At 35.1% G+C, this 26171-nt stretch carries 22 protein-coding genes; 11 read left to right on the top strand and 11 right to left on the bottom strand.

The genetic code is table 11. The features are described from left to right. The first annotated feature begins 93 nt into the window (after nt 1-93). On the top strand, nt 94-2070 hold the full coding sequence (locus tag B0E44_RS18390) for a thiamine pyrophosphate-dependent enzyme (RefSeq protein ID WP_077378880.1): 1977 nt from the start codon (nt 94-96) through the stop codon (nt 2068-2070). Between the two features lie 273 nt (nt 2071-2343). Here B0E44_RS18390 and B0E44_RS18385 read toward each other — a convergent pair whose 3' ends face one another. Next, nucleotides 2344-4044 carry a putative transporter gene (locus B0E44_RS18385; protein ID WP_077378877.1) on the bottom strand — a complete coding sequence of 567 codons (1701 nt, stop codon included), beginning with the start codon at nt 4042-4044 and terminating at the stop codon, nt 2344-2346. A gap of 274 nt (nt 4045-4318) precedes the next feature. Between B0E44_RS18385 and pckA the strand changes: the two genes are divergently transcribed. The 10 genes from pckA (at nt 4319) to B0E44_RS18335 (ending at nt 15583) form a co-directional block, all read left to right on the top strand. After that, nucleotides 4319-5938 carry a phosphoenolpyruvate carboxykinase (ATP) gene (pckA, locus tag B0E44_RS18380; RefSeq protein WP_077378874.1) on the top strand — a complete coding sequence of 540 codons (1620 nt, stop codon included), beginning with the start codon at nt 4319-4321 and terminating at the stop codon, nt 5936-5938. 434 nt (nt 5939-6372) lie between these two features. Then, nucleotides 6373-7230, top strand: coding sequence for an ATP phosphoribosyltransferase (gene hisG, locus B0E44_RS18375; protein ID WP_077378871.1), 858 nt, complete (start codon nt 6373-6375; stop codon nt 7228-7230). A 67-nt stretch (nt 7231-7297) separates the two neighbouring features. Continuing rightward, nucleotides 7298-8590, top strand: coding sequence for a histidinol dehydrogenase (gene hisD / locus B0E44_RS18370; RefSeq protein WP_077378869.1), 1293 nt, complete (start codon nt 7298-7300; stop codon nt 8588-8590). Further along, nucleotides 8580-9626, top strand: coding sequence for a histidinol-phosphate transaminase (gene hisC, locus B0E44_RS18365; RefSeq protein ID WP_077378866.1), 1047 nt, complete (start codon nt 8580-8582; stop codon nt 9624-9626). Before hisD ends, hisC begins: the two co-directional genes overlap by 11 nt. Nucleotides 9627-9629: 3 nt before the next feature. Next, nucleotides 9630-10766 carry a bifunctional histidinol-phosphatase/imidazoleglycerol-phosphate dehydratase HisB gene (gene hisB, locus B0E44_RS18360; RefSeq protein WP_077378863.1) on the top strand — a complete coding sequence of 379 codons (1137 nt, stop codon included), beginning with the start codon at nt 9630-9632 and terminating at the stop codon, nt 10764-10766. A gap of 49 nt (nt 10767-10815) precedes the next feature. Then, a complete protein-coding gene (hisH, locus tag B0E44_RS18355; protein ID WP_077378860.1) occupies nt 10816-11445 on the top strand; it encodes an imidazole glycerol phosphate synthase subunit HisH in 630 nt (209 codons plus the stop codon). An 86-nt stretch (nt 11446-11531) separates the two neighbouring features. After that, nucleotides 11532-12257 carry a 1-(5-phosphoribosyl)-5-[(5-phosphoribosylamino)methylideneamino]imidazole-4-carboxamide isomerase gene (gene hisA / locus B0E44_RS18350; RefSeq protein ID WP_077378857.1) on the top strand — a complete coding sequence of 242 codons (726 nt, stop codon included), beginning with the start codon at nt 11532-11534 and terminating at the stop codon, nt 12255-12257. Between the two features lie 71 nt (nt 12258-12328). Beyond that, the gene (gene hisF / locus B0E44_RS18345) at nt 12329-13084 is read left to right on the top strand and encodes an imidazole glycerol phosphate synthase subunit HisF (protein ID WP_077378854.1); all 756 of its coding nucleotides are present in this window, start codon (nt 12329-12331) and stop codon (nt 13082-13084) included. Between the two features lie 79 nt (nt 13085-13163). Then, nucleotides 13164-13763 (top strand): bifunctional phosphoribosyl-AMP cyclohydrolase/phosphoribosyl-ATP diphosphatase HisIE, encoded by a 600-nt coding sequence (hisIE, locus tag B0E44_RS18340; protein WP_077378852.1) that lies wholly within the window; start codon nt 13164-13166, stop codon nt 13761-13763. A 167-nt stretch (nt 13764-13930) separates the two neighbouring features. Beyond that, a complete protein-coding gene (locus tag B0E44_RS18335) occupies nt 13931-15583 on the top strand; it encodes a M1 family metallopeptidase (RefSeq protein ID WP_077378849.1) in 1653 nt (550 codons plus the stop codon). 106 nt (nt 15584-15689) lie between these two features. Here the strand turns inward: B0E44_RS18335 and B0E44_RS18330 are convergent, their stop codons facing one another. The 10 genes from B0E44_RS18330 to B0E44_RS18285 all read right to left on the bottom strand — a co-directional run bounded on the left by B0E44_RS18330 (nt 15690) and on the right by B0E44_RS18285 (nt 25982). Then, complete coding sequence (locus tag B0E44_RS18330) at nt 15690-16562, bottom strand: sugar phosphate isomerase/epimerase (protein ID WP_077378846.1); 873 nt, start codon at nt 16560-16562, stop codon at nt 15690-15692. A gap of 19 nt (nt 16563-16581) precedes the next feature. Beyond that, nucleotides 16582-17475, bottom strand: a complete 894-nt coding sequence (locus B0E44_RS18325; protein ID WP_077378843.1) for a hydroxypyruvate isomerase family protein — start codon at nt 17473-17475, stop codon at nt 16582-16584. A gap of 20 nt (nt 17476-17495) precedes the next feature. Next, nucleotides 17496-18725: a nucleoside permease gene (locus B0E44_RS18320; RefSeq protein ID WP_077378841.1), complete on the bottom strand. Its 1230-nt coding sequence runs from the start codon at nt 18723-18725 to the stop codon at nt 17496-17498. A gap of 39 nt (nt 18726-18764) precedes the next feature. Continuing rightward, nucleotides 18765-19475 carry a DUF1080 domain-containing protein gene (locus tag B0E44_RS18315; protein ID WP_077378949.1) on the bottom strand — a complete coding sequence of 237 codons (711 nt, stop codon included), beginning with the start codon at nt 19473-19475 and terminating at the stop codon, nt 18765-18767. A 104-nt stretch (nt 19476-19579) separates the two neighbouring features. Next, nucleotides 19580-21043 (bottom strand): Gfo/Idh/MocA family protein, encoded by a 1464-nt coding sequence (locus B0E44_RS18310; protein ID WP_077378838.1) that lies wholly within the window; start codon nt 21041-21043, stop codon nt 19580-19582. An 11-nt stretch (nt 21044-21054) separates the two neighbouring features. After that, nucleotides 21055-21417 (bottom strand): c-type cytochrome, encoded by a 363-nt coding sequence (locus B0E44_RS18305; RefSeq protein ID WP_077378835.1) that lies wholly within the window; start codon nt 21415-21417, stop codon nt 21055-21057. A gap of 19 nt (nt 21418-21436) precedes the next feature. After that, nucleotides 21437-22489: a sugar phosphate isomerase/epimerase gene (locus B0E44_RS18300; protein WP_077378832.1), complete on the bottom strand. Its 1053-nt coding sequence runs from the start codon at nt 22487-22489 to the stop codon at nt 21437-21439. 10 nt (nt 22490-22499) lie between these two features. Then, entirely contained in the window at nt 22500-23654 is a 1155-nt protein-coding gene (locus B0E44_RS18295; protein ID WP_254423318.1) for a Gfo/Idh/MocA family protein, read from the bottom strand. A gap of 16 nt (nt 23655-23670) precedes the next feature. Further along, nucleotides 23671-25374: a GMC oxidoreductase gene (locus tag B0E44_RS18290; protein ID WP_077378829.1), complete on the bottom strand. Its 1704-nt coding sequence runs from the start codon at nt 25372-25374 to the stop codon at nt 23671-23673. A 47-nt stretch (nt 25375-25421) separates the two neighbouring features. After that, on the bottom strand, nt 25422-25982 hold the full coding sequence (locus B0E44_RS18285) for a gluconate 2-dehydrogenase subunit 3 family protein (RefSeq protein WP_077378826.1): 561 nt from the start codon (nt 25980-25982) through the stop codon (nt 25422-25424). Nucleotides 25983-26171: the final 189 nt, after the last annotated feature.

The following is a 26171-nucleotide window of genomic DNA, read 5'->3' as shown; positions in this document are numbered from 1 at the left end:
TAAAAATTATTGACATTTCAAAATAATATAACAATTTTTAATTAAACTGTTATATTTATTTATCTTTGAGATATAGCAACAAATACTACCAAAATGAATTTTGATAAAAAAAACCTAACTAACGATACTTTATTAGATCTATATAAAAGAATTCTGAAACCCAGATTGGTAGAAGAAAAAATGTTAATCCTTATCAGACAAGGAAAAGTCTCCAAATGGTTCTCAGGAATAGGGCAAGAAGCCATTTCAGTTGGTATAACCGCTGTTTTGGACACTGATGAATACATTCTACCCATGCACCGTAACCTAGGCGTATTTACAGGAAGAGATATTCCATTGCATCGATTATTTTCTCAATGGCAAGGCAAAGCCAATGGTTTTACAAAAGGGAGAGACCGAAGTTTCCATTTTGGAACACAACTTTATAAAATTATTGGAATGATTTCGCATCTGGGACCTCAACTAGGCGTTGCCGATGGAATAGCATTAGCCAATAAACTACAGAAAAACGGAAAAGTAACGGCTGTTTTTACAGGTGAAGGAGCAACAAGTGAAGGTGATTTTCATGAAGCCTTAAATATTGCTGCAGTTTGGGATTTACCAGTTCTATTTATAATTGAAAATAATGGATACGGATTATCTACTCCAACCAACGAACAATACCGTTGCGAAAACCTTGCCGACAAAGGAACTGGATACGGAATCGAAAGTCATATCGTTGACGGAAATAACATATTGGAAGTTTTTAATTTGTTGACCAAATTAAAAACATCGATGATTGCCAATCCACGACCAATTTTACTGGAATTCAAAACGTTCAGAATGCGAGGTCATGAAGAAGCAAGTGGCACTAAATATGTTCCCCAGGAATTAATGGATTTATGGGCCGCAAAAGACCCTGTAGACAATTACAGAAGCTTTTTATACCAAAACGGTATTCTTACCCAAGAACATGACGAAGAAATCAAAAAAGAAATCAAAAAAGATATTGATGAAAGTTGGGCTATGGCCAATGCCGAACCTGAAATAGTACCTACTTACGAAGGAGAACTAAATGATGTTTACCAACACTATGTTCATGAAGAGTTCAATCCGAATGATGAAACAGAAAATATCCGTTTTATAGATGCTATTTCCAGCAGTTTACGTCAATCAATGGAACGACATGAAAAATCGGTTATCATGGGGCAGGATATTGCTGAATATGGTGGTGCTTTCAAAATAACGGATGGTTTTGTGGCGCAATTTGGCAAAGAACGTGTTCGAAATACTCCCATTTGCGAAAGCGCCGTAGTTTCAACAGCAATGGGGTTGTCCATTAATGGATATAAAGCGATTGTCGAAATGCAATTTGCTGATTTTGTATCCACTGGATTTAACCCGATAGTGAATTTATTAGCTAAATCACATTACCGCTGGTTGGAAAAGGCCGATGTAGTAGTTCGAATGCCTTGTGGAGGTGGAACTCAGGCGGGACCTTTTCATTCCCAAACCAATGAAGCCTGGTTTACCAAAACTCCAGGTTTAAAAGTGGTTTATCCAGCCTTTCCTTACGACGTCAAAGGTTTGCTGAATGCTTCAATCAATGATCCAAATCCAGTTCTCTTCTTTGAACACAAACAATTATACAGAAGTTTGTCGCAAGACGTCCCTACAGATTATTACACCATTCCGTTGGGAAAAGCCGCTTTACTAAAAGAAGGAAATGATGTTACTATCATCACTTTTGGGGCTGCAGTACACTGGGCTTTGGAAACTTTGGACAAAAACCCTGAAATAAATGCAGATGTATTGGATTTAAGAACACTTCAACCTTTGGATACCGAAGCGATTTATACCTCGGTTAAAAAGACCGGAAAAGTGATTATTTATCAAGAAGATTCTATGTTTGGTGGTGTTGCCAGCGATATTTCGGCTTTGATTATGGAAAATTGTTTCGAATACTTGGATGCTCCTGTAAAACGTGTGGCAAGTTTGGATTCGCCAATTCCTTTTACAAAAGCGCTAGAAGACCAGTATTTGCCGAAAGACCGGTTTGAAACCGAATTGAAAATACTTTTGGAGTATTAATTTAAAACAATAAAAAGCATTAGGGCGAGACCCCATTATGGTAAGGGGGCTACTTTTCATATCGCTCATCTGCCCCCTTACCATAATGCGGTCGGGCTATCCGCGCTACTTTGGTAGCCAGCTTCTATCCCTCTCGCAATTCCGTTTTCATAACAAAATTTATTGGAATTTAATCTTTGTCAAAGTTCAAAACTTTGACAAAGATTCATAAAAAAAAGAGGTTGTCTATTAAATTTAGACACCTCTTTTCAATTGAAATAAACAGGTAAAACATCAACTCGCAAAGAGTAGAATAAGCAATTGTGCTACCAATATCCTACTGATCGTTACTAACGGATAAACAGTAGCATATGATTGATTAGGAATGTCCGAATCTAAATATTTAGTACTAAAAGCCAAAGCTGCAGGATCGGTATAAGATCCACTCATAATACCCACCATTTGATAGAAATTAAGTTTAAACACAAAACGGCTAATCAATACCAATACCGTAAGTGGTACAAAAGTGATATAACAGCCATAATAAATCCACATCCATCCGTTATTTGCAACAAAATTGTCGTAAAAACCATGACCTGCCTTAATCCCCACCGCAGCAAAGAACAAACAAATTCCAAAATCTTTCATGAAATGAATCGCACCGTTATTGATATAAGAATGAATTACTCCAACACCACCGTATCTACTGATGAATAAAGCAGCCAAAAGAGGTCCGGCAGCCAAACCTAGTTTTAGTGGTACTGGCAATGTAGGTATCATAATTGGAATTGATCCTATAATTACTCCAAAAATCAACCCACCGAAAAGCGATAGAAAATCCGGCTCCAAAAGTATTTTCTTTGAATTACCTATAATTTTCTCGGCTTCAAGAATAGCTTCTTTATCACCAACCACCATTAAGGTATCGCCATAATAAAGCTCCAAAGAAGGCTGTGCCAAAATTTCTAATCCAGAACGAATTACACGGGTAACCTTCAAACCAAACTGATTGTACAAATCCAATTGTGCCAATGTTTTGTGGGTAGCCGTTTTTTTGGTTACACTAAGTATTTTTGTTGTAACATCATCTTCAGATTCAATGAATAAATCAGTTGAAACTTTCCCAACAGTATCAATAAATTTATTAATATCCTTTTGTTTTGCAACAACCATCAAAACATCTTTCTCTTGAATGATTGATTCCAAAGAAGGAGAGTACACGACTTTAGTTCCGCTTTGCTTTTGTCGTGAAATAATTACATCATCAATATTAAATTCTTTGAACACTTGACGGAATGTTTTTCCAACAACTCCTTGTTTTGTAACCCTGCATTTTTGGCGAATAATTTTATTATCAGAGTCTTTATTTTTTTCTTTAAGTAACCCCACTTCTTTTTCTAAATTAATTTTCAAAAAGTTTTTTGACAAAATAATGATAAGAATAATACCGAAAACTCCAATGGGATAGGTAATTGCATAGGCAATTGCAGGATCTGAAAAATGGTCTGCAGGAAGATTCAATTGTTTTTGTATTTCAATCAAAGTTGATTTTGCTGCTCCCAATCCTGGTGTATTAGTAACCGAACCCGACATTAATCCAACAGCATTTTCAATTTTAACATTAGCAAACAAATGAATTAAATAGGCAATAATGCCCCCAAAAAAAACAGTTCCAACTCCTAATGCATTAAAAACCAGCCCTTCCTTTTTAAAGGAAGAGAAAAAAGAAGGTCCAACCTGAATACCAATACCGTAAACAAATAGAATTAAACCAAATTCCCTAACAAACTGGATTAACTCAGCTTCCATACTGAAACCCAAATGACCTAAAAAAAGACCGACAAACATTACTGCAGAAACTCCTAAAGAAACATTGCCTATCTTAATCTTTCCTACGAAAAAACCTAAGCTTACAGCCATAAACAATACAATTAAAGACTGTGTCATTTCTGGTGTTTCAGTAGGAGTAAACAATATTTTTAACCAATCAAACATAATATTATATTTTAGTTGTGAATAATGATGTAAATAAATTAATAATTTTGAGTTTTAAATATGACAAAAATCAGTTTTAAACAAATTTACCTCTTAAATTTAGTTTATTTTCAAATTTAATAAATAACATCTAACTACTTGTAAAACAACGCAAAAAACGAAAACGATTGCGTATATTTTTTTGCCAAACATGATAAAAATCAGTTTTTTTATTTATTTGCTAAAGTACCTTTGAGAAAGAAAATAACACATCAAATTACATAAATTTAAAACCATGAAAAACATCAAAATTATTCAGGAATTGCACAATTTAGGAATCACAGGTTACCATGAAGTTGTATATAACCCTTCCTACGAAGAATTATTCAAAGCTGAAATTTCTAATAAAAGAAAAGGATATGAAAAAGGAGCTTTAACTGATACTGGTGCTGTTGCAGTAAAAACAGGAGTTTTTACAGGACGTTCTCCTAAAGACAGATACATCGTTAAAGACTCAGTTTCAAAAGACACCATCTATTGGGATGACAAAGTAAATTTTCCAACAACACAAGGAATTTACGATGAGTTGAAAGGACTAGTTCTAAAACAACTTTCTACCTCTCCAAAATTATACGTAGTTGATGCATTTTGCGGGACAAATCCAGATACAAGATTGAAAGTTCGTTTCGTAATGGAAGTTGCTTGGCAAGCCCATTTTGTTACCAATATGTTTATCAGACCTTCGAATTATGAGTTGGAAAACTTTGGACAGCCTGATTTCATTGTAATGAACGGTTCAAAAACTGTAAACCCAAATTGGAGAGAACAAGGATTAAACTCTGAAAATTTCGTAGTATTTAACCTTACTGAAAAAATACAAATTATTGGAGGAACTTGGTACGGAGGTGAAATGAAAAAAGGTATGTTCTCTATGATGAACTACTATTTACCACTAAAAGGAATGGCTTCTATGCACTGTTCTGCTAATGTTGGTGAAAAAGGAGATGTTGCTGTATTCTTCGGACTTTCAGGAACAGGAAAAACCACACTTTCTGCAGACCCAAAAAGATACTTAATTGGTGATGATGAGCACGGATGGGATAACAATGGAGTATTTAACTATGAAGGAGGTTGTTATGCCAAAGTAATTGATTTATCAGAAGAAAACGAACCAGACATCTGGAGAGCTATCAAAAGAGATGCATTATTAGAAAATGTGATAGTTGATGAGTACGGAGAAATTGATTACTACGATCACTCAATCACTGAAAACTCTAGAGTTTCTTACCCAATTTACCATATTAACAAAATTGTATTACCGTCTAAAGCTGGACACGCAAGCAAAATCATTTATCTTTCTGCTGATGCATTTGGAGTATTGCCTCCAGTATCTATCTTAGATGAAGATCAAGCCCAATACCACTTCTTATGCGGATATACATCTAAATTAGCAGGAACTGAAAGAGGAATTACTTCTCCAGAACCTTCTTTCTCTCCAGCATTTGGTGAAGCATTCTTAACATTACACCCAACAATGTATTCTAAAACATTAATTGGAAAAATGAAAGAACACGGAGCAAAAGCATACTTGGTAAACACAGGTTGGAACGGAACAGGAAAAAGAATTTCTCTTAAAAACACAAGAGCCATCATTGATGCCATCATCAGCGGTGAAATCGATTCTGTTGATACAAAAACAATTCCATTCTTGAATTTGACAATTCCAACAGCATTAACTAACGTTAGTGAAGGAATTCTTGATCCAAGAGATACTTATAAAGATGGAGCGGAATGGGAAAGTAAAGCAAAAGATTTATCAGAGCGTTACATTAAAAATTTCGAACAATATACAGATACTGAAGAAGGAAAACGTTTAGTCGCTGCTGGACCTTCATTGGAAGCTGTATTAAATTAGTAAGTTACTAATAATTATTTAGGGTTGGTTAAACACCTATTGATAATGCGTAAAAAACAGTATTGATAGGTGTTTATATTTTAAATTAAAAATATCACTCAAGATAAATTCGTTTTTAATAATTCAATAAAGCCGTTTGAATCAAGTTTTATTTAATTTAACAAATAATTATTGAAACGTTAAAATAAAAATTGGATTGTAATTGATTTATCCTCTATATTTGCAAAAGAAACAAAGAGTTATCTAATTTTATAAAGTTATGTTATCAATTCAATTACATCATCATCATTCTCATAATTGCTCTCAAGCGATGTGTTAATGGTATGCGTGTAAATCACAATAATCTAAACCCGTTTGAGTACATCAAACGGGTTTTTTATTACCTATTCTTTGTACTCAAGCATTAATTTAAACTACAAACTAAAAAACTAAAAATGAGTACACTTAAAATTGCAATTCAAAAATCAGGACGTTTAAACGAGGAAAGCATCCAAATCCTAAAAGACGCGGGAATCTCAATTGATAATGGGATAGATCAATTAAAAGCAGAAGCTTCAAACTTTCCTTTGGAGGTTTTGTATTTACGAAATTCAGATATTCCCCAATACCTGATTGATGGAGTAGTTGATATAGCTATTGTTGGAGATAATTTATTGGTTGAAAAAGGAAAAAAAATTGAAGTAATTCAAAAATTAGGTTTTTCAAAATGTAAAGTTTCTGTAGCAGTCCCTAAAACATTTAATTATAAATCAGTAAAAGATTTAGAAGGTATGCGTATTGCAACTTCTTATCCAAACACGGTAATAGATTTTTTTAATTCTAAAGGAGTAACTGTTGACATTCACCAAATATCCGGTTCCGTAGAAATTGCGCCAAATATAGGATTGGCAGATGCAATTGTAGATATTGTATCCAGCGGAAGCACTTTATTCAAAAATAATTTAAAAGAAGTTGAGGTTATTTTCAAAAGTGAAGCGGTATTGGCCGTTTCCCCAAAAGTAAGCCCTGAATCTCAAAAAATAATTGATACGTTAAAATTCAGAATCGAATCGGTATTAAGAGCCAGAAAATCGAAATACATTTTGATGAATATTCCAAATGACAAAATTGATGCAGTTGGAAAAATCCTTCCCGTATTGCGAAGTCTAACCGTTTTACCGTTGGCACAAGAAGGTTGGAGTAGTGTACACTCGGTAATTGATAAAGATACTTTCTGGGAAGTGATTGATAAACTGAAAGAGGTTGGTGCCGAAGGAATTTTAGTTTGTCCAATTGAGAAAATGGTACTTTAATCCGTTAATCACCTAAAGAAATCTAAACTTAGAAGCTCAGCATCTTAGAAACTTAGTAGCTAAAAAAATGAATAAAATATACAATCCAAAACCAGAAACTTGGTCAGCCATTTTAGAAAGACCAACTAAAACAGTTGATGATATCGAAGCAACTGTAAAAGGAATTTTCAAGGAAGTACAGTCAAAAGGTGATTTTGCTGTTGCAAAATATACTTCTCTTTTTGATGGAGTTTCCGTTCCTGAATTGGAAGTTTCCCAAACCGAAATAGCAACTGCAATAGCAACTATTTCTAAAGAACTAAAAGAAGCCATACAATTGGCAAAATCAAATATCGAAAAATTTCACGCTGCACAAAAAACAAATCGTGTAGTAGTGGAAACCATCGAAGGTGTGAATTGCTGGCAAGAAAAAAGACCAATCCAAAAAATTGGCTTATACATTCCAGGCGGAACGGCTCCTTTATTTTCAACTGTATTAATGTTGGCAGTACCAGCCAATCTTGCAGGTTGCAGCGAAATCGTATTATGTTCTCCTCCAGATAAAAATGGAAATATCAATCCAGCCATTTTGTATGCTGCGTATTTATGTGGTGTAACCAAAATTCTGAAAGTAGGAGGAATCCAAGCTATTGCAGGAATGACTTTTGGAACGGTTACTATTCCAAAAGTGTATAAAATATTTGGTCCCGGAAACCAATTTGTAACTGTTGCCAAACAATTAGCTACCCAGTTTGGAGTTGCTATCGATATGCCTGCAGGTCCATCAGAACTGTTGATTGTCGCTGATGATACCGCAGTCCCAGCTTTTGTTGCTTCCGATTTATTATCCCAAGCAGAACACGGTACAGACAGTCAGGTAATTTTGGTTTCTACTTCAAAAGACTTGATTGATGCCGTAGAACTTGAAATTTACTCACAAATGGAAGTATTGCCAAGAAAAACCATTGCAGAGAAAGCCATTGCCAATTCAAAGTTGATTTATGTCGAAAATGACACTATCGCTTTAGAATTAATCAACGAATACGGGCCGGAACATTTTATTATTTGCACGAAAGACGAGTCTTTCTACGTAGATAATATTGCCAATGCAGGCTCTGTTTTCATTGGAAATTACACTCCGGAAAGCGCGGGAGATTATGCTTCGGGAACCAATCATACCTTGCCTACGAACGGTTACGCAAAAAATTATAGCGGAGTGAACCTTGACAGTTTCACCAAATCGATGACTTTTCAAAAAATTTCTGAAAAAGGAATACAAAACATAGGCTCGGCTATTGAAATTATGGCTGAAGCTGAGGGATTACAAGCCCACAAAAATGCAGTTACATTACGATTAAAAGCCCTTAAAAATGACAAATAGTTTTAATTTAGATAGTTTAGTTCGTGACAATGTCAAGGTTTTAAAGCCTTATTCGTCCGCGAGAGATGAATTTGAAGATTTTGACACGGCTGATATGGTTTTTTTGGATGCCAATGAAAATCCGTTCAATAGTGGGGTAAATCGTTATCCTGACCCGCAACAAGCTTCAGTAAAAAGCATATTAGCAAAACAAAACAACGTGAATCCAAACCAAATGCTGTTAGGAAATGGTAGTGATGAGGTACTGGATTTGATTTTTAGGGCTTTTTGTGAGCCAAAAATCGATAATGTAATTACTTTGCCTCCCACATACGGAATGTACGGCGTTTTGGCTAATATCAATGCGGTAGAAAATAGAGAAGTATTGCTTTCAACCAATTTTCAGCCTCAAATTGAAAAAATATTTAGGGCAATTGATGATAACACGAAAATGATCTTTTTGTGTTCACCGAATAACCCAACAGGAAATTCCTTTTCAGAAGAAAGCGTAATGACTTTATTGGAGCATTTTAGTGGTTTGATCGTAATTGATGAAGCGTATATTGATTTTTCCGAAAAAGAAAGTTGGTTAAAAAAAATTGATCAATACCCTAATTTGATTATCACACAAACTCTTTCAAAAGCATACGGCTTGGCAGGAATCCGATTGGGAATTTGTTATGCCTCCGCAGAAATAATCGCGGTTTTAAACAAGATAAAACCACCTTATAATGTCAATGAATTAACTCAAAGAAGAGCTTTAGAAAGATTGGATAACACCAATGCTATACAATCTGAAATCGCAGCTATTATAAGCGAAAGATCAGCATTACTTAAAGTTTTACTTGACATAAAATACGTTGAAAAAATCTATCCTACTGAGGCTAATTTTATCTTAATAAAAGTAGATGATGCTAATAAAAGATACGATGATTTAATTGCCAAAGGAATCGTAATCCGTAATAGAACAACTCAGCCATTATGTGATAATTGTTTGCGTTTGACTATTGGAACAGAAGAAGAAAATAAAAAATTAATTGAGGCATTAATAGCTTAGAAAATGAAAAAAGTACTTTTTATAGATCGCGACGGAACAATCGTTTTAGAACCAGAAGGATATCAATTAGACAGTTTAGAAAAATTGGAATTTTACCCAAAAGCGTTTCAATATTTGGCGAAAATTGCTAAAGAAATGGATTATGAATTGGTTATGGTTACCAATCAGGATGGATTGGGAACCGACAGTTTTCCAGAAGACACCTTTTGGCCAACACAAAACTTTATCTTGAGAGCTTTTGAAAACGAAGGTGTTCTTTTTGATGATATTTTTGTGGACCGTTCTTTTCCAGAAGACAATGCGCCAACCCGCAAGCCAAGAACTGGAATGTTAACTAAATACATTGATAACCCCGAATATGATTTAGCTAACTCATTTGTTTTAGGTGATCGAATTACCGATGTTGAATTAGCCAAGAACTTAGGAGCAAAAGCTATTTTCATGAAATCAGAAGATGATTTAGGTGTGGCTGAAATTTCAAGTAAAAAAGAAGAACTGGACGAAGTAATCGTATTGCAATCAACCGACTGGAAAGCTATTTATGAGTTTTTAAAACTAGAAGCGCGTTCGGCATCGATTACAAGAAAAACCAACGAAACCGATATTTATATCAACCTGAACTTAGATGGAACAGGAAAAAGTAAAATCGAAACCGGAATTGCTTTTTTTGACCATATGCTTGACCAAATTGCACGCCACGGCCAAATGGACTTGGAAATTTTGGTAAAAGGCGATTTAGAAGTTGATGAACACCACACGATTGAAGATACCGCTATTGCGCTTGGAGAAGTTTTTGCCAAAGCATTGGGTAATAAGTTAGGTATTGAGCGTTATGGTTTTTGTTTACCAATGGACGACTGCTTATCACAGGTAGCAATTGATTTTGGAGGCAGAAACTGGTTGGTTTGGGAAACCGAATTCAAACGTGAAATGGTAGGTAAAATGCCAACGGAGATGTTTTATCATTTCTTTAAATCATTTTCTGATGGAGCAAAAGCCAATATCAACATCAAAGCGGAAGGAACAAACGAACATCACAAAATCGAAGCCATCTTCAAAGCTTTTGCGAAAGCGATAAAAGTAGCCGTAAAACGTGATACCGAAAAGATGATTTTGCCGAGTACGAAAGGGATGTTGTAAAATCCCCCTAACCCCCGAAGGGGGAATTACAAAGTTTGAAATTAAAAATATGGAAAAAGATAAAACACAATCGGCATCAGCTCCCCCTTCGGGGGCTGGGGGGATAGTAATCATAAATTACGGAGCAGGAAACATTCAAAGCATTATGTTTGCCATCGAAAGGTTGGGATTCAAAGCGGTTTTGAGTAACGATCCAGAAGAAATAAAAGCAGCAGATAAAGTGATTTTTCCTGGAGTGGGAGAGGCGAGCTACGCAATGAAAATGTTAAAGCAAAGTGGTCTTGATTCTTTAATTCCAACATTGAAACAACCCGTATTCGGAATTTGTTTGGGGATGCAACTGATGTGCAATTCTTCTGAGGAAGGAAATACCGAAGGATTGGGGATTTTTGATGTAGATGTTATCAAATTTTCTCCAAAAGTAAAAGTGCCACAAATGGGTTGGAACAACATTTACAACCTAAAATCAGATTTGTTCAAAGGGATTGCCGAAAACGAATATATGTATTTAGTTCACAGCTTTTATGCGCCTATCTGTAAAGAAACCATTGCCACAACAGATTATGAACTAGAATATTCCTCAGCATTGGAAAATGATAATTTCTATGGAACTCAATTTCACCCTGAAAAAAGCGGTGATGTCGGAGAGAAGATTCTTGGGAATTTCTTGAAATTATAAAATTCAATGGCAATAGCAAAAATCAATTTCAATAGCAATTCTGAAATCAAAAATCGTTAATCATAAATCATAAATCATAAATCTCAATGAGAATAATACCCGCAATAGATATCATAGAAGGGAAATGTGTTCGCTTGTCCAAAGGCGATTATAATACCAAAATCATATACAATGAAAATCCGCTTGAAGTAGCAAAATCATTCGAAGCCCACGGAATTGAATATCTACACTTGGTTGATTTGGATGGAGCAAAATCAAGTAAAATTGTCAATTATAAAATATTGGAACAAATTGCCACACAAACCAAATTGAAAATAGATTTTGGTGGTGGTTTGAAAGCAGATTCCGATTTGAAAATAGCTTTCGAATCAGGTGCGAACCAAATAACAGGAGGAAGTATCGCTGTAAAAAACAGAGCTATTTTCGAAAAATGGATTTCAGAATACGGTTCGAATAAAATTATTTTAGGAGCAGATGCTAATAATGAAAAAGTAGCAGTTTCTGGATGGTTAGAAGATTCAGATGAAGATTTAGTTCCTTTTATCCAAGACTATCAAAACAAAGGAATTGAATACGTAATTTGCACTGATATTGCCAAAGACGGAATGCTGGAGGGACCAAGTTTTGATTTATATGCCAAAATTTTAAAAGAAGTAAATGGTATCAAATTAATCGCATCAGGAGGAATTTCTACTTTTGATGAATTACCTAAATTAGCCGAATTGGGTTGTGAAGGAACTATTATCGGTAAAGCGATTTATGAAGGCAGAATTTCGTTAAAACAATTGGAAAATTATATAATTGGTTTATAGTTTATTGCTAATGGTTTGTAGTCGTAAAACACGAGCCATAAACAACAAACAACCAACAATAAACAAAAACGATGTTAACAAAAAGAATAATACCCTGTCTCGATATTAAAAACGGAAGAACTGTAAAAGGTGTTAATTTCGTAGATTTGCGTGATGCTGGCGATCCTGTGGAATTGGCTAAAATCTATTCGGATGAAGGAGCTGATGAATTGGTTTTTCTTGATATTTCGGCAACCGAAGAAAGAAGAAGAACCTTGGTGGATTTGGTTCGGAAAGTTGCGGCTACGATTAATATTCCGTTTACGGTAGGCGGTGGAATATCGGCTGTGGAAGACGTTGAAGTTTTACTGCAAAATGGAGCAGATAAAGTCTCTATCAATTCCTCAGCAGTTAAAAATCCGCAGTTAATTAATGATTTGGCACAAAAATTTGGAAGCCAATGCGTCGTAGTAGCGATTGATGCCAAGCAAATTGATGGCGAATGGATTGTGCATTTAGTTGGTGGAAAAGTACCGACAGAAATCAAATTATTCGATTGGGCACAAGAAGTAGAACAAAGAGGGGCAGGAGAAATCCTTTTTACTTCAATGAATCACGACGGAACCAAAAACGGATTTGCCAATGAAGCTTTGGCTAAATTATCTGATTTAGTAAATATTCCAATAATCGCTTCAGGTGGCGCGGGCAATATGCAGCATTTTGTGGATACTTTTATTGATGGAAAAGCAGATGCGGCCTTAGCGGCAAGCGTATTTCACTTTAAAGAAATCGAAATTAAGGAATTAAAAAAAGAATTAAAAAACAACAATATTGAAGTTAGAATTTAGAGGTTGGAGATAAGAAGTTTAAAATTAAGCTTCCCTTTACTACTTCTAATTTCTAACCTCTAAACTCAAACTTTAGATAATGGAAATAGATTTTTCAAGATTGGCACACGGATTAATTCCTGCAATCATTCAAGATAGCGAAACTAAAAATGTTTTGATGTTAGGCTATATGAACAAAGAAGCTTATCAAAAAACAGTTGAAACAGGAAAAGTAACTTTTTTTAGCCGTTCGAAGCAAAGGCTTTGGACAAAAGGAGAAGAAAGCGGTAACTTTTTAAATTTGGTTGACATCAAGAATGATTGTGATGAAGATTCACTTTTGATACAAGCAAAACCTGTTGGATCGACTTGTCATACTGGAGCTGATACTTGCTGGCAAGAACCAAACAGTCAAGAATATGGTTTTATTTCAAATCTTGAAAGCACAATCAAAACTAGAAGAGAAAATGCCGATTCAGAAAAAAGTTATGTGGCTTCATTATTCAAATTGGGAATCAACAAAATTGCCCAAAAAGTAGGTGAAGAAGCAGTAGAAGTTGTAATTGAGGCTAAAGACGACAACGACGATTTGTTTTTGAGTGAAAGTGCCGACTTGCTTTTTCATTATTTGATTCTGCTGCAAGCCAAAGGGTTTCAATTGAATGATGTAATTGATGTTTTAAAAAGCCGTCAGAAGTAAAAAAAATCGGTTATAATTCTCTATCAAAGAACTTAAAAATTAGATTTAAAATTTTAAAGCAATTGTAATATTTCTAGTGACCCAATAGTAAATTAATTACTATTGGGTCTTTTTTTGATAAAAAAAACTCAAAAAAAGTGTGTAGTTTTGGAGAAAAATTACCAAACATGAAAAAATATTTAAATCTGTTATTGATTTCATTTTTAATCTCCAATGGAATTAAAGCTCAAGGACTTCTTGGAAAACCAGAAGTTAATTTTACTCGACAAGATTCTTTAAGAGGTAGTATCACCAAAGAAAGAGTTTGGTGGGATCTAAAACATTATTTTTTAGATATAAAAGTAAATCCTGCAGACAGCACAATTACAGGATCTAACGCTATCCAATATAAAGTTTTACAGCCTTATAATGTAATGCAAATTGACTTGCAAAATCCAATGGAAATTACCAAAGTTACTCAAGACGGGGTAACTTTAAAATACAAAAGAGAAGGTAATGCTTTTTTCATAACATTAGCTTCTGCGCAAAATGTAGGCGCTACAAAAGAAATAAAAGTATTTTATCACGGTAAACCTAAAGTAGCCGTTAGACCACCGTGGGATGGAGGAATTACCTGGAAAAAAGACAAAAATAAAAATTCGTTTATTGCTTCTTCCTGTCAGGGATTGGGAGCGAGTGTTTGGTGGCCAAACAAAGACCATATGTATGATGAAGCGGAAGGAATAAAAATTAGCGTAAATGTTCCCGGGAAATTGACGGATGTTTCCAATGGTCGACTGCAAAATGTAAAAACACTAAAAGACGGTACCAAAACGTATACTTGGGTTGTAAAAAATCCGATCAATAATTATGGCGTGAATATCAATATTGGTGATTACGTGACTTTTTCGGAAAAACACAAAGGAGAAAAAGGTGATTTAGATTGTACTTACTATGTTTTGAAAGATAATTTGGCTAAAGCCAAAGAACAATTCAAACAGGTGCCACTAATGTTGAAAGCTTTTGAACATTGGTTCGGTCCTTATCCATTCTACGAAGACAGTTATAAACTGGTGGAAACTGCCTATTTAGGAATGGAGCACCAAAGTTGCGTAACTTATGGAAATGGATATCAAAATGGTTATTTAGGACGTGATTTGAGTGGAACAGGTTGGGGATTAAAATTCGATTTTATTATCATCCATGAATCAGGGCATGAATGGTTTGCAAATAACATTACCTACAAAGACATTGCTGATATGTGGATTCACGAGAGTTTTACCAATTATTCCGAAAGTCTTTTTGTAGAGTATTACTACGGAAAAGAAGCAGGAAATGAATATGTTAGAGGAACAAGAAGCGGTATTAATAATGACAAACCTATTATAGGAAATTACGATGTAAACCACGAAGGATCTGGGGATATGTATCCAAAAGGAGGCAACATGCTACACACTTTACGTCAAATTGTAAATAACGATGAAAAATGGAGAAGTATCTTGAGAGGTTTAAATAGTACTTTTTACCATCAAACGGTAACTACCAAACAAATTGAAGATTATTTGAGCCAACAGGTTGGTATGGATTTGAATCCTTTCTTTAATCAATATTTGAGAGACATTAGAATTCCAACATTAGAATATACTTTTCAAGACAACACTTTAAAATACCGTTGGACAAATATTGTTGATGGTTTTGATATGCCTGTAAAGGTTGCTCTAAACGGAACAGAAGTTACTTTGACTCCAAAAGCAGACTGGAGTGAACTTACAAATTCCTCTAAAATTGAAAAAGTAGAAGTAAATAAGGATTTCTATGTTTTTTCTAAGAATGCAAATTAAATAATGTTATTTTTTTAATACAAAAAGACCAGCAATTGCTGGTCTTTTTGTATTAAAAAACTTTTGTCTTACTACTAAATTTAATTGAGAAATAGCAAAAATAAGTTTAAATTAAATTTTTAGATACATAGTCCCAACTTGTTTTAATAGAATCAGTTGGATTTGGAGAATAATTAGTTTCTTGTTCTACAAAAAAGTGTTGCATACCCGAAAGTTTAGCTTCAGCAAAAATTGCTTTAAAGTTAATGCTTCCTTCACCAATTTCTGTATTCCATTCCACTTTAGATTTATCCATATCTTTTACATGCCACATCGTAAATCGACCAGGATTAGCCTTAAACAATTTCAAAGGATCATTTCCTGAACGAACTGCCCAATATAAGTCCAATTCAAAATCAACTAATTTTTTATCTGTTTCTTTTAATAACACATCATATCCACATTGATCACCATATTTCACAAACTCAAAATCATGGTTGTGGTAAGCTAATTTCAATCCAGATTGTTTACACAAAGTAGCTGCTTCGTTTACTTTTTGTGCAATTCGTTTGTAATCGTCTAAGTTACTTCTTAAACTTTCTTCTAACCAAGGAACAACAACATATTCACTACCTATTACATTAGCACATTCAATACAAGACTTCAAAAAATCAGAATTATTGTCTTTTATTAAAGATTTAAAATCATAATGACCACTTGTGGCTTTTAGCCCATTATCGGTAAGAATCTTTTTGAAATCTTTTGGTGAAGTGCCGAAAAATCCTTTTTCACTGGAAAATCCATACGTTTCTACTTCTTTATACCCAGACTTAGCCACATGTTCTAAAACGCCTTTTACATCTTTAGAAAATGCATCCCTCAAAGTGTACAATTGAAGGCCAATATTTTTAGGTTTACTTGAAAAGGCTAGGGAAGGAACAATTGCCAAAGCTCCTAAAGCCAAACCGCTGTTAATTATAAAATCTCTTCTCTTTATCATTCTTTTTACTTTTATTAAATTAAATATCACAAATCGCAATTGCCTTTTTCAAAGAGGCCATTTTATCTTTTTGCTTCGGAATGAACTCTTGCCCCACAAAACCTGTAAAACCAGTATCTGCTATAGCTTTCATTATGGCGCTGTAATTGAGTTCTTGATTTTCATCAATTTCATTGCGCCCCGGAACTCCACCTGTATGATAATGTGCAATGTGTTTGTGATTCTCTTTGATCGTTCTAATTACGTCACCCTCGTCAATTTGCATGTGGTAAATATCATAGAGCAGTTTAAAATTTTCCGAATTAATACGTTTTGCCAATTCTACTCCCCAATAGGTCTTATCACATTGATAGTCTTTGTGATCAATCTTACTATTCAGAAGTTCCATAACTAAGGTTACTTTATATTTTTTGGCTAATGGAATCAATTTTTGTAAACCAAGTACACAATTATTCCAACCTTCTTCATCTGTTTTTCCTCTTCTGTTTCCGCTAAAACAAATCAAGTTTTTATAACCCGCTTCAGCAACCAAGGGAATCATTTCAGTATACTTTTTAATAAGCTCATCATGAAATTTTGGATCATTGAAACCGTCTACTAAATTTATTTCGGCACCATTACACATAGTAGAAACAAGATTATGTTTCTTAAGTATTGGCCAATCTTTTGGACCAACCAAATCAATACCAGTAATTCCGATTTTTTTAGCTTCCACACAAAGCGTTTCAACATCAAAATCATTGAAACACCAACGAGCTACTGAATGATTAATTCTTCCTTTCAACATATTCGATTCTAATTTTAATTCTTCATTAGAAATAGCGAAAGCCGATAAACCTGTTGGAATACCTAAAGTCACAGTTCCTGCTAGAATTCCTTTTATAGCTGTTCTTCTATCAAAATTTGGGCTCATTTTTTTGTCTATAAATTAACTTAAATTTCATTTACTGCTTTGTTTTTGTCCTGAAATAAAAGAGCAAAAATCAAGAATACGGCAAAAGCAATTCCGGCAGGAATTATCCATACCATTTGCCAATTAATTGCTCCATCAAGAGTTTTGTAATTATCCGTAATCCAGCCTGCAACTGCAAAGCCAATTAACATTCCAATGCCATAAGTTGCTAATGTTATCAAACCTTGAGCGGCACTTTTATATTTTTCTCCTGCCTTTGAATTGGTATAAATTTGTCCAGAAACAAAGAAAAAATCATAACAAATTCCATGTAAAGCGATTCCAAGAATAAGCATAAAACTCAAATCAGTACCATTGCCATAAGCAAATAAAACGTAGCGAATAGCCCACGCAAGCATTCCCACTAAAATTGTTTTCTTAAATCCAAAGCGGGCAAAAAACACAGGAATAAACAATAAAAATAAAGCTTCGGATATTTGTCCTATTGCCATTTTTCCAGTTGGATTTTCAATACCGGCAGCAGTTAAAAATGGGTGAGCATTTTGATAGTAAAAAGCTAATGGAATACAAATCAGAATAGATGAAATGAAAAATATTAAGAAATTTTTATCTTTTAAAAGTTTTAAAGCATCAAGGCCAATAATATCGGCGATTTTAATTTTTCCATCACTAACTTTCGGCGGTGTTTTAGGCAATGAAAAACTTAACAGACCTAAAACCAAAGCTGCAATTCCAGCCAAAAGAAATGTATTTTTAAGTAATCCATTAGAAACAGCTTCTACAGAGTCCCAATGAAATAAGAAACTAATAGACAACCCTGCTAAAATCCATCCTATTGTACCCCAAACTCTAATATTAGCAAACTCTTTCTCAGCATCTTTCATTTGGTTGAATGCCACAGAATTTACCAAAGCCAATGTTGGCATATACAAAACCATATAACTCAATACATAGGCATAAAACATCCCAACATCTTCCGATTGATACATTTGATACATTAAAAATGCACCTGCTAAATGCAAAATTCCTAAGATTTTCTCAGCATTAAAATAACGATCTGCAATCAAACCAATAATAAAAGGAGCAATGATGGCTCCCCAAGATTGAGTGGAAAAAACAGCTGCAGTCTCTGAACCGGAAGCTTTTAAATTACTTCCCAAAAAAGTACCAAGGGTGACAAACCATGCCCCCCAGATAAAAAATTCCAGAAACATCATTACAGATAATTTAATACGGATAGTTGTATTCATAAAAAGAGGTTGATTTTGGTTAAGTTAGTTTTGGAGCTATTATTTACAGCCAGTTGTAGTTTCCATCGTATTCCACTCTTTGATCATTATGTTACGATACCAAACATTATCACCGTGATCCTGCAAAGCAATTTTTCCTTTTTTGAATGTTCCAAATGCTGGCCAAGTCTTAAATTTGCTTCCAGCAACCAATGCTTTAAAATTATCATCCCAGAGTACTGTTTCTACAATGATAACTCCGTTTAAAACGTAAGTCAGTTTCCCATTTTTACAAACAATTTCGGCTGTATTCCATTCACCAACAGGTTTAACAGGCTCCGATTTACTTTGAATTAAATCATATAAATCTCCAGCACGATGCTTGGTTATTTTACCGTCTGGATGACCATCATTATCCAAAACTTGCATTTCTAAACCAGTTTCGTAGGTATTTGGATATTTCGTAGTATTTTCATTTACATAAAAAATGATTCCACTATTGGCATTTGGTGCCACTTTCCAGTCCACTTTTAAATGAAAATTTTCATATTCAGCATCCGTTACTAAATCCCCACCTTGACCATTTTTGGCAGCCACTGGATCAAAATGCAAAACACCATCTTCAACTTTCCACCCACCACCAACTGAAGTTTTGCCATAAGTATGCCAACCCGTTGTGGTTTTGCCATCAAAAAGAGGTTTAAAACCTTTTTGAGCTTGCAGTGTTTGAAATAAAGTGAATACTAATACTGTTGTAATAATCTTTTTCATAATAGATAATATTTGTTTTTTAATGGAATCGCCATTCTTCATTTTTGTTTGTATTTTAGAATCATAGCGATTTCATGGGTTTGCTATTTAATTTTTTATATTTTTTAAAAACTTAGGTTCTTCCAACCTTCTCTATAATTTCGTTTTACAAATTGATTTACATCATCAACATTTGTTACTTTCTTAGCTTCATTATCCCAAAGCAGTTTAACCGAACGCCCTGGATATGTATCTTCACCTAAATACTCTTTGTGTAAATCATAACCTCTTACGGCAAGATTTGCCATTAATAAAGCTTCTGTTAAAGGGCCTGCAATTTCAAAAGGCGAACTCAATTCTTTTTTGCCATATCCAGCAATACAACCTTCTATCCATTGTTTTTGATGACCGCTGGCACCATCTTTTACTCTAGGATACTTCTCTGCAATTTTTAGATTTTCATTACGACTCAAAGGCAATAATCTTGGATTTTCGCTATAAGTGTCGCATATCATTTTTCCTTTGGTTCCAATAAATAAAGTACCGTTCCCGCCATCTCCAAAGATTTCGTTTGCGCCTAATTCTTCAGGGCGTTCCGGTTGAATACCACCATCCATCCAATGCATTTTGATGTCTCCTTTTGTTTTATCTGTTTTTGGAAATGTTAATGTCACATGACTAGAAGGAGGACAACTTTCTGGAAAATATCCTCTTTTGAACTCATCAATATATACTGAACCTACACTGCACTGCACATCTTTGGCGTACTTTAGATTTAAAACAGAAAATGGTGCTTCCATTAAATGGCAGCCCATATCTCCCAACGCACCAGTTCCATAATCCCACCAGCCACGCCAGTTGAATGGCACTAATTTGTCTACATAATTTTTATTAGGAGCAGTTCCCAGCCATAAATCCCAGTCTAATTCTTTTGGTATTTCAGTTTTTGCAGTTGACCAAGGAATTCCTTGCGGCCAGACAGGTCTGTCAGTCCAAGCATAAACCGTATGTACATCACCAATCAAATCGGCATCGTACCATTCTTTTAGAATACGTGTACCATCATTGGACGATCCTTGATTTCCCATTTGCGTCACTACTTTATAACGAGCGGCCGCTTGAGTCATCATATGTGCTTCGTAAATATCATGTGCCATTGGCTTCTGTACATACACATGTTTTCCTAACTGCATAGCCGAAAACGCTTGAATAGCGTGATTATGATCGGGAGTCGAAACTGAAACAGCGTCGAAGTTTTTATGCTCTTTATCTAGCATTTCACGCCAATCCTTATAAAATTTAGCCTTTGGCAAAGCTTTTACAGCATCAGAGGCTCTTCTGGAATCTACATCACATAAATAAGCAACATTTGCAAGTCCACTTTTTTCAAAAGAACCAACATCTGATCTTCCTTTTCCGCCAACTCCAATACTCGCAATTAATAATCGGTCACTAGGAGCTACAAAGCCTCTACCCATGACATGTCTGGGAATAATCATTAAACCAGCTGTTGCTAGCACTCCTTTTTTTAGAAAATCCCTGCGGAGAGTAGATTCTGGTTCTTTATTTTTATTGAAGTCTTTATCCATAAGGTTTCAAATTATTTGTTCAATGATAAAATGTATTTCGCAATTTTTTTAGCATCATCTTTTTTTAATGCCGCATGAGGTGCCATAGGTATAGCTCCCCAAACACCTGAACCTCCCTTTATAATTTTATCCGATAAATAACTGATGTTTTTGTCATTCATTGGATATTTCTTGGCAATATCCAAATAGGAAGGGCCTATTATTTTTTTATCTATTTTGTGGCAGGTAGCACAATCTAGCTTTTTCATTATCATCTCTCCATCCGAAGGTTGAACCTCGTATACTTCACTATATCCTGTTGGAATTGATTTGTAATCCGAAAAAGAACATAAAACTCCTATAGTTATTATTCCTGCTAAAATTTTAATTTTCATGTTGTATTAATTAAACAATTTATAATCCTAAATTTTTTCTATTAAGCTGTGTGTTGGTTTCGACCGCTGCAAAATCGTCGAAAGCTTTATCAGTTACTTTGATAATGTGTTTCTTTATAAATTCTGCTCCCTCGCGAGCGCCATCTTCTTGATTTTTCAAACAACATTCCCATTCCATCACAGCCCAGCCTTTATAATCATATTGAGCTAATTTGCTGAAAATGGTTTTGAAATCAATTTGACCGTCGCCTGGCGAACGATAACGGCCTGCACGATTCACCCAGCTTTGATAGCCTCCAAAAGTTCCTTGTTTTCCTGTTGGGTTAAATTCGGCATCCTTTACGTGAAAGGCTTTAATTCGTTCATGATAAAAATCGATGTACTGAATATAATCTAATTGCTGAAGAACAAAATGTGAAGGGTCGTACAGAATGCAGGCACGCTGATGATTATTTACGGCTTTGAGAAACATTTCGTAAGTTTCTCCATCAAATAAATCTTCACCAGGATGGATTTCATAACAAACATCCACACCATTTTTGTCAAACTCATTGAGAATTGGCAGCCAGCGTTTAGCCAATTCTTTGAATCCATCTTCAATTAGACCAGGTGGGCGCTGAGGCCAAGGATGAAAATATTGCCATAATAACGAACCACTAAAAGTAGCATGAGCATTAAGGCCTAAATTTTGAGAAGCTTTTGCTGCATAATGCAATTGTTGCACCGCCCATTCTTGTCTCGCTTTTGGATTTCCTCGTAAAGCTTGTGGTGCAAATCCATCAAAAAAATCATCATAAGCAGGATGAACCGCAACCAGCTGGCCTTGCAAATGGGTAGAAAGTTCGGATATTTTTAAGCCGTAAGAACCAACAATTCCTGTAAGTTCATCAGCATAAGTCTTACTTTCAGCCGCTTTTTTCAAATCAATAAAACGGGAATCCAAAGTTGGAATCTGTATTCCTTTAAAATCCAAATTAGCGGCCCATTGACAAATTCCTTCTAAAGAATTAAAAGGTGCCTCATCAGATATAAATTGTGCTAAAAAAACGGCTGGTCCTTGCATTGTGGTCATTTGATTCTATTTAAATTTTAAATTCAGTCCATTTTTGTGATGATTTCCCTGAAGCTATTACATTTTCTATAAAAGCCATTCCACGAACACCATCTGTTACAGTTGGAAAATCAAGCATATTTGCTGATGGTTCTTTGCCTTCTAGTTTTGACTGCAAAGTCAGAGCAAAACTTTTGTATAAATTTCCAAAAGCTTCCAGATATCCTTCCGGGTGTCCGCTTGGTGTTCGAGTATTGAAAGCTGCTATTGCCGATAAATATCCATTTCCTGTGCGATATAATTGAGCAGGAGCATCTAACCATTTTACAACTAAAGTGTTCGGTTCCATTTGATGCCATTCTAAGCCACCTTTTTCTCCATATACTTTAATTTTCAGACTATTTTCTTCGCCAGCTGCAATTTGGCTCGCCACCAAAATACCATTCGCTCCATTATCAAACTTAAGCAGTACATTTCCATCATCGTCCAATCTTCTGCCGGCAACGACAGTGTTGATATCAGCGCAAAGCTGTGTAATTTTTAATCCAGAAATATATTCTGCCAAGTGAGCAGCGTGAGTCCCAATATCTCCCATACAGCCACTAATCCCGCTTTTAGACGGGTCAGTTCGCCACGCAGCTTGTTTGTTTCCTTCATTTTCAAAGCCAGTACTCAACCAGCCCTGAGGGTATTCTACCATTATTTTTCGAATTGTACCCAATTTATTCTCAGCTATCATGTTTCTAGCTTGTTTTACCATTGGATAGCCAGCATAAGTATGTGTCAGGCATAAATACAGTCCGGTTTCTTTAACTTTTTGTTCCAATAATTTAGCTTCCGCCAAAGTCAAAGTCATAGGTTTGTCCAAAACGACATGAAAACCATTTTCAAGTGCCAACATAGCAGGAGCAAAGTGGGCATGATTTGGAGTCACTATTGAAACAAAATCCATTCTGTCACCAAAAGGTAATCTTGCTTCAGCTTCAATCATTTGGGCATAAGAGCTATAGCATTTATCTTCTGGCAAACCTAACTCTTTACCAGATTCAAGGGATAAATCTGGACTGGAACTAAAAGCACCACAATGCAATTCGATTAACCCATCCATATTTGCAGCAATGCGGTGAACTGCTCCAATAAAAGCATTTTTTCCACCGCCAATCATTCCCATTTTTAATTTTCTCATAATTGAATAACCTAATCTAAATATTTTTTTTCTTTAATTCTTTTACTGCATAATCACAGGCTCTGGCAGTTAAGGCCATGTAGGTCAATGAAGGATTTTGGCACGCACTTGAAGGCATGCATGAACCATCAGTAACAAATACATTACTTACTTCGTGCATTTGATTCCATTTATTCAACACAGAATCTTTTGGATCATTCCCCATACGGGCAGTACCCATTTCATGAATTGTCATTCCCGGATAGCAGCCGTTATCATAAGCCTTTACGTTTTTGGCACCAGCCGCTTCAAGCATTTCGGCAGCGTCATACATCATATCTTCACGCATTTTGGCTTCATTTTCTTTGTATTCGCAGTCTATTGCCAATACAGGTTGTCCCCATTTATCTTTTTTAGAATGGTCGATGTATACTTTATTTTCATAGTAAGGAAGCATTTCTCCAAAACCACCTAATCCCATTGTCCATGAATCTGCTGGTTTTGATAACGTTTCTTTAAAATCGGCACCAAAGTCTAATTCGGCAACTTCTTTATGCCAGTTTCCTCTGCTTGCCGCTCCTTGATAACCAAATCCTCGTAAATAATCTCTTTTGTCATCATTAAAATTTTGGTATCTTGGAATGTAAATACCATTGGCTCTTCGTCCATACGTATATTTATCTTCAAAACCTTCGACAGTTCCTTCGGCACCACATCTAAAATGGTGATCCATTAAATTATGTCCAAGCTGTCCGCTGCTATTGCCCAATCCATTAGGGTGAGCCTCAGAAGTTGAATTCAATAAAATAAAAGTTGAGCCTAAAGTTGAGCCATTTACAAAAACAATTTTGGCATAAAACTCCATTGTTTCATTAGTCTGGCTGTCAATCACCATTACACCTTTAGCTTTCTTCGTGTCCTTATCATAAATAATATGATTGACAATCGAGTAGGGGCGAACAGTTAATTTTTTAGTAGCCATAGCCGCTGGTAAAGTAGAGGACTGCGTACTGAAATAGGCTCCAAATGGACAGCCCCTGCTGCATAAATTTCTATATTGGCAGCTTCCTCTTCCTAAATGGGGTACAGTTAGATTTGCCACACGTCCAATAGTCATTATTCTAGATTTATTATAGTGTTTTTCAAGGCGTTCTTTAACTGATTTTTCAACGCAATTCATATCCATTGGAGGCAAAAACTGACCATCAGGCAATAAAGGCCAATTTTCATTTTGACCACTGATTCCAGCAAATTTTTCCACATAATCATACCATGGCGCAATATCTTTATATCGGATGGGCCAATCATTACCATGACCATCTTTAATATTGTCTTCAAAATTGTGATCACTGAAACGGTAGCTTTGGCGTCCCCACATCAGAGACTTTCCGCCTACATGAAAACCTCTGTACCAATCAAAACGCTTGTCTTCAGTATATGGACACTCTAAATCATTAACCCACCAGCTTTCATTAGCTTGAGTGTATGGATAATCTCTGGTTTGCACGGGATGAGTACGCTTTTGTTCTTCAGTCATTTTTCCGCAATAAGCAATTTCCCAAGGAGCTTTCATCGCCGAATCATAATCTTTAATATGCTCTATGTTCATACCGCGTTCTAACATCAGAACTTTGAGTCCTTTTTCTGTTAATTCTTTGGCTGCCCATCCGCCGCTTATTCCTGAACCTATAACAATTGCGTCATAAGTGTTTTGCTTTTTTAAATCAGTATTGATATTCACGAGTCTCTTTTTATGAATTGATAAAAAATGATAAATAGCTTTGTCTTTTAAATAGCCCAAGCTTTTTGACCTGGTTTGTATTCCGCATTACCATCGTATTTTCCCGGAATGGGCAAATATTCCCTAGCCTTTGTACAACCAATTTCCGAAGAAAAATAACCTAATAGTGTTAAATCTCTTGCTATTAAAAAGAACGAAGGCTCTTTATTATTGTCTATGGAGTCTTGTTTTAATGCATTCATCAGCTGTATTTTTTCTTCTCCATTCAGACTCAGGAATTCTTTATTGAATTTGGTTTTGCATTTAGTTAACATTTCCTCGAATCCTTTTTTAAAAACTTCCTGCAAATTTGGAGGATAACAGTCTTTTATAATTAACGGTATTAGGACACCAACACCAGCAGCTTTAGCTCCAGGAGAATTTGCGGTTGTTGGTAAAATGATTTCTGAAAATTCGGCGAGAATTTCCTCATCATTTGCAGAAAAGAAATAGGTGTTCTTTTCGGGGTCAAATACTGTAAAACTTTCAAATAAAACACCCATTGTTGTGGCAGAAATGGCTCCTCCCATCAAATAAGCTATCTTTTTAAGTGCCTCTCTTCTTTCCATTTGCGAATTATTAAAAATATTATGTAATAATCATCAATAATTAAATTATCAATGCTTTACAATAATAAGCAAAAAGCAAACATATTATAAATTACATGTTAATTAATTGGAATAAATTAATAATTCTCAACTATTAAATCGTTTTACCATAAAAAATAAAAAACAAACCGCATCAATTGAGAAGAAGTA

Source organism: Flavobacterium sp. A45, assembly GCF_002001005.1.
GTDB lineage: Bacteria > Bacteroidota > Bacteroidia > Flavobacteriales > Flavobacteriaceae > Flavobacterium.
This window is presented reverse-complemented; position numbering and strand designations above follow the sequence as displayed.

Coding starts and splice junctions, on each gene's coding strand:
- B0E44_RS18390 (WP_077378880.1), top strand. CDS start 94: ATGAATTTTGATAAAAAAAACCTAACTAACGATACTTTATTAGATCTA.
- B0E44_RS18385 (WP_077378877.1), bottom strand. CDS start 4,044: ATGTTTGATTGGTTAAAAATATTGTTTACTCCTACTGAAACACCAGAA.
- pckA (WP_077378874.1), top strand. CDS start 4,319: ATGAAAAACATCAAAATTATTCAGGAATTGCACAATTTAGGAATCACA.
- hisG (WP_077378871.1), top strand. CDS start 6,373: ATGAGTACACTTAAAATTGCAATTCAAAAATCAGGACGTTTAAACGAG.
- hisD (WP_077378869.1), top strand. CDS start 7,298: ATGAATAAAATATACAATCCAAAACCAGAAACTTGGTCAGCCATTTTA.
- hisC (WP_077378866.1), top strand. CDS start 8,580: ATGACAAATAGTTTTAATTTAGATAGTTTAGTTCGTGACAATGTCAAG.
- hisB (WP_077378863.1), top strand. CDS start 9,630: ATGAAAAAAGTACTTTTTATAGATCGCGACGGAACAATCGTTTTAGAA.
- hisH (WP_077378860.1), top strand. CDS start 10,816: ATGGAAAAAGATAAAACACAATCGGCATCAGCTCCCCCTTCGGGGGCT.
- hisA (WP_077378857.1), top strand. CDS start 11,532: ATGAGAATAATACCCGCAATAGATATCATAGAAGGGAAATGTGTTCGC.
- hisF (WP_077378854.1), top strand. CDS start 12,329: ATGTTAACAAAAAGAATAATACCCTGTCTCGATATTAAAAACGGAAGA.
- hisIE (WP_077378852.1), top strand. CDS start 13,164: ATGGAAATAGATTTTTCAAGATTGGCACACGGATTAATTCCTGCAATC.
- B0E44_RS18335 (WP_077378849.1), top strand. CDS start 13,931: ATGAAAAAATATTTAAATCTGTTATTGATTTCATTTTTAATCTCCAAT.
- B0E44_RS18330 (WP_077378846.1), bottom strand. CDS start 16,562: ATGATAAAGAGAAGAGATTTTATAATTAACAGCGGTTTGGCTTTAGGA.
- B0E44_RS18325 (WP_077378843.1), bottom strand. CDS start 17,475: ATGAGCCCAAATTTTGATAGAAGAACAGCTATAAAAGGAATTCTAGCA.
- B0E44_RS18320 (WP_077378841.1), bottom strand. CDS start 18,725: ATGAATACAACTATCCGTATTAAATTATCTGTAATGATGTTTCTGGAA.
- B0E44_RS18315 (WP_077378949.1), bottom strand. CDS start 19,475: ATGAAAAAGATTATTACAACAGTATTAGTATTCACTTTATTTCAAACA.
- B0E44_RS18310 (WP_077378838.1), bottom strand. CDS start 21,043: ATGGATAAAGACTTCAATAAAAATAAAGAACCAGAATCTACTCTCCGC.
- B0E44_RS18305 (WP_077378835.1), bottom strand. CDS start 21,417: ATGAAAATTAAAATTTTAGCAGGAATAATAACTATAGGAGTTTTATGT.
- B0E44_RS18300 (WP_077378832.1), bottom strand. CDS start 22,489: ATGACCACAATGCAAGGACCAGCCGTTTTTTTAGCACAATTTATATCT.
- B0E44_RS18295 (WP_254423318.1), bottom strand. CDS start 23,654: ATGAGAAAATTAAAAATGGGAATGATTGGCGGTGGAAAAAATGCTTTT.
- B0E44_RS18285 (WP_077378826.1), bottom strand. CDS start 25,982: ATGGAAAGAAGAGAGGCACTTAAAAAGATAGCTTATTTGATGGGAGGA.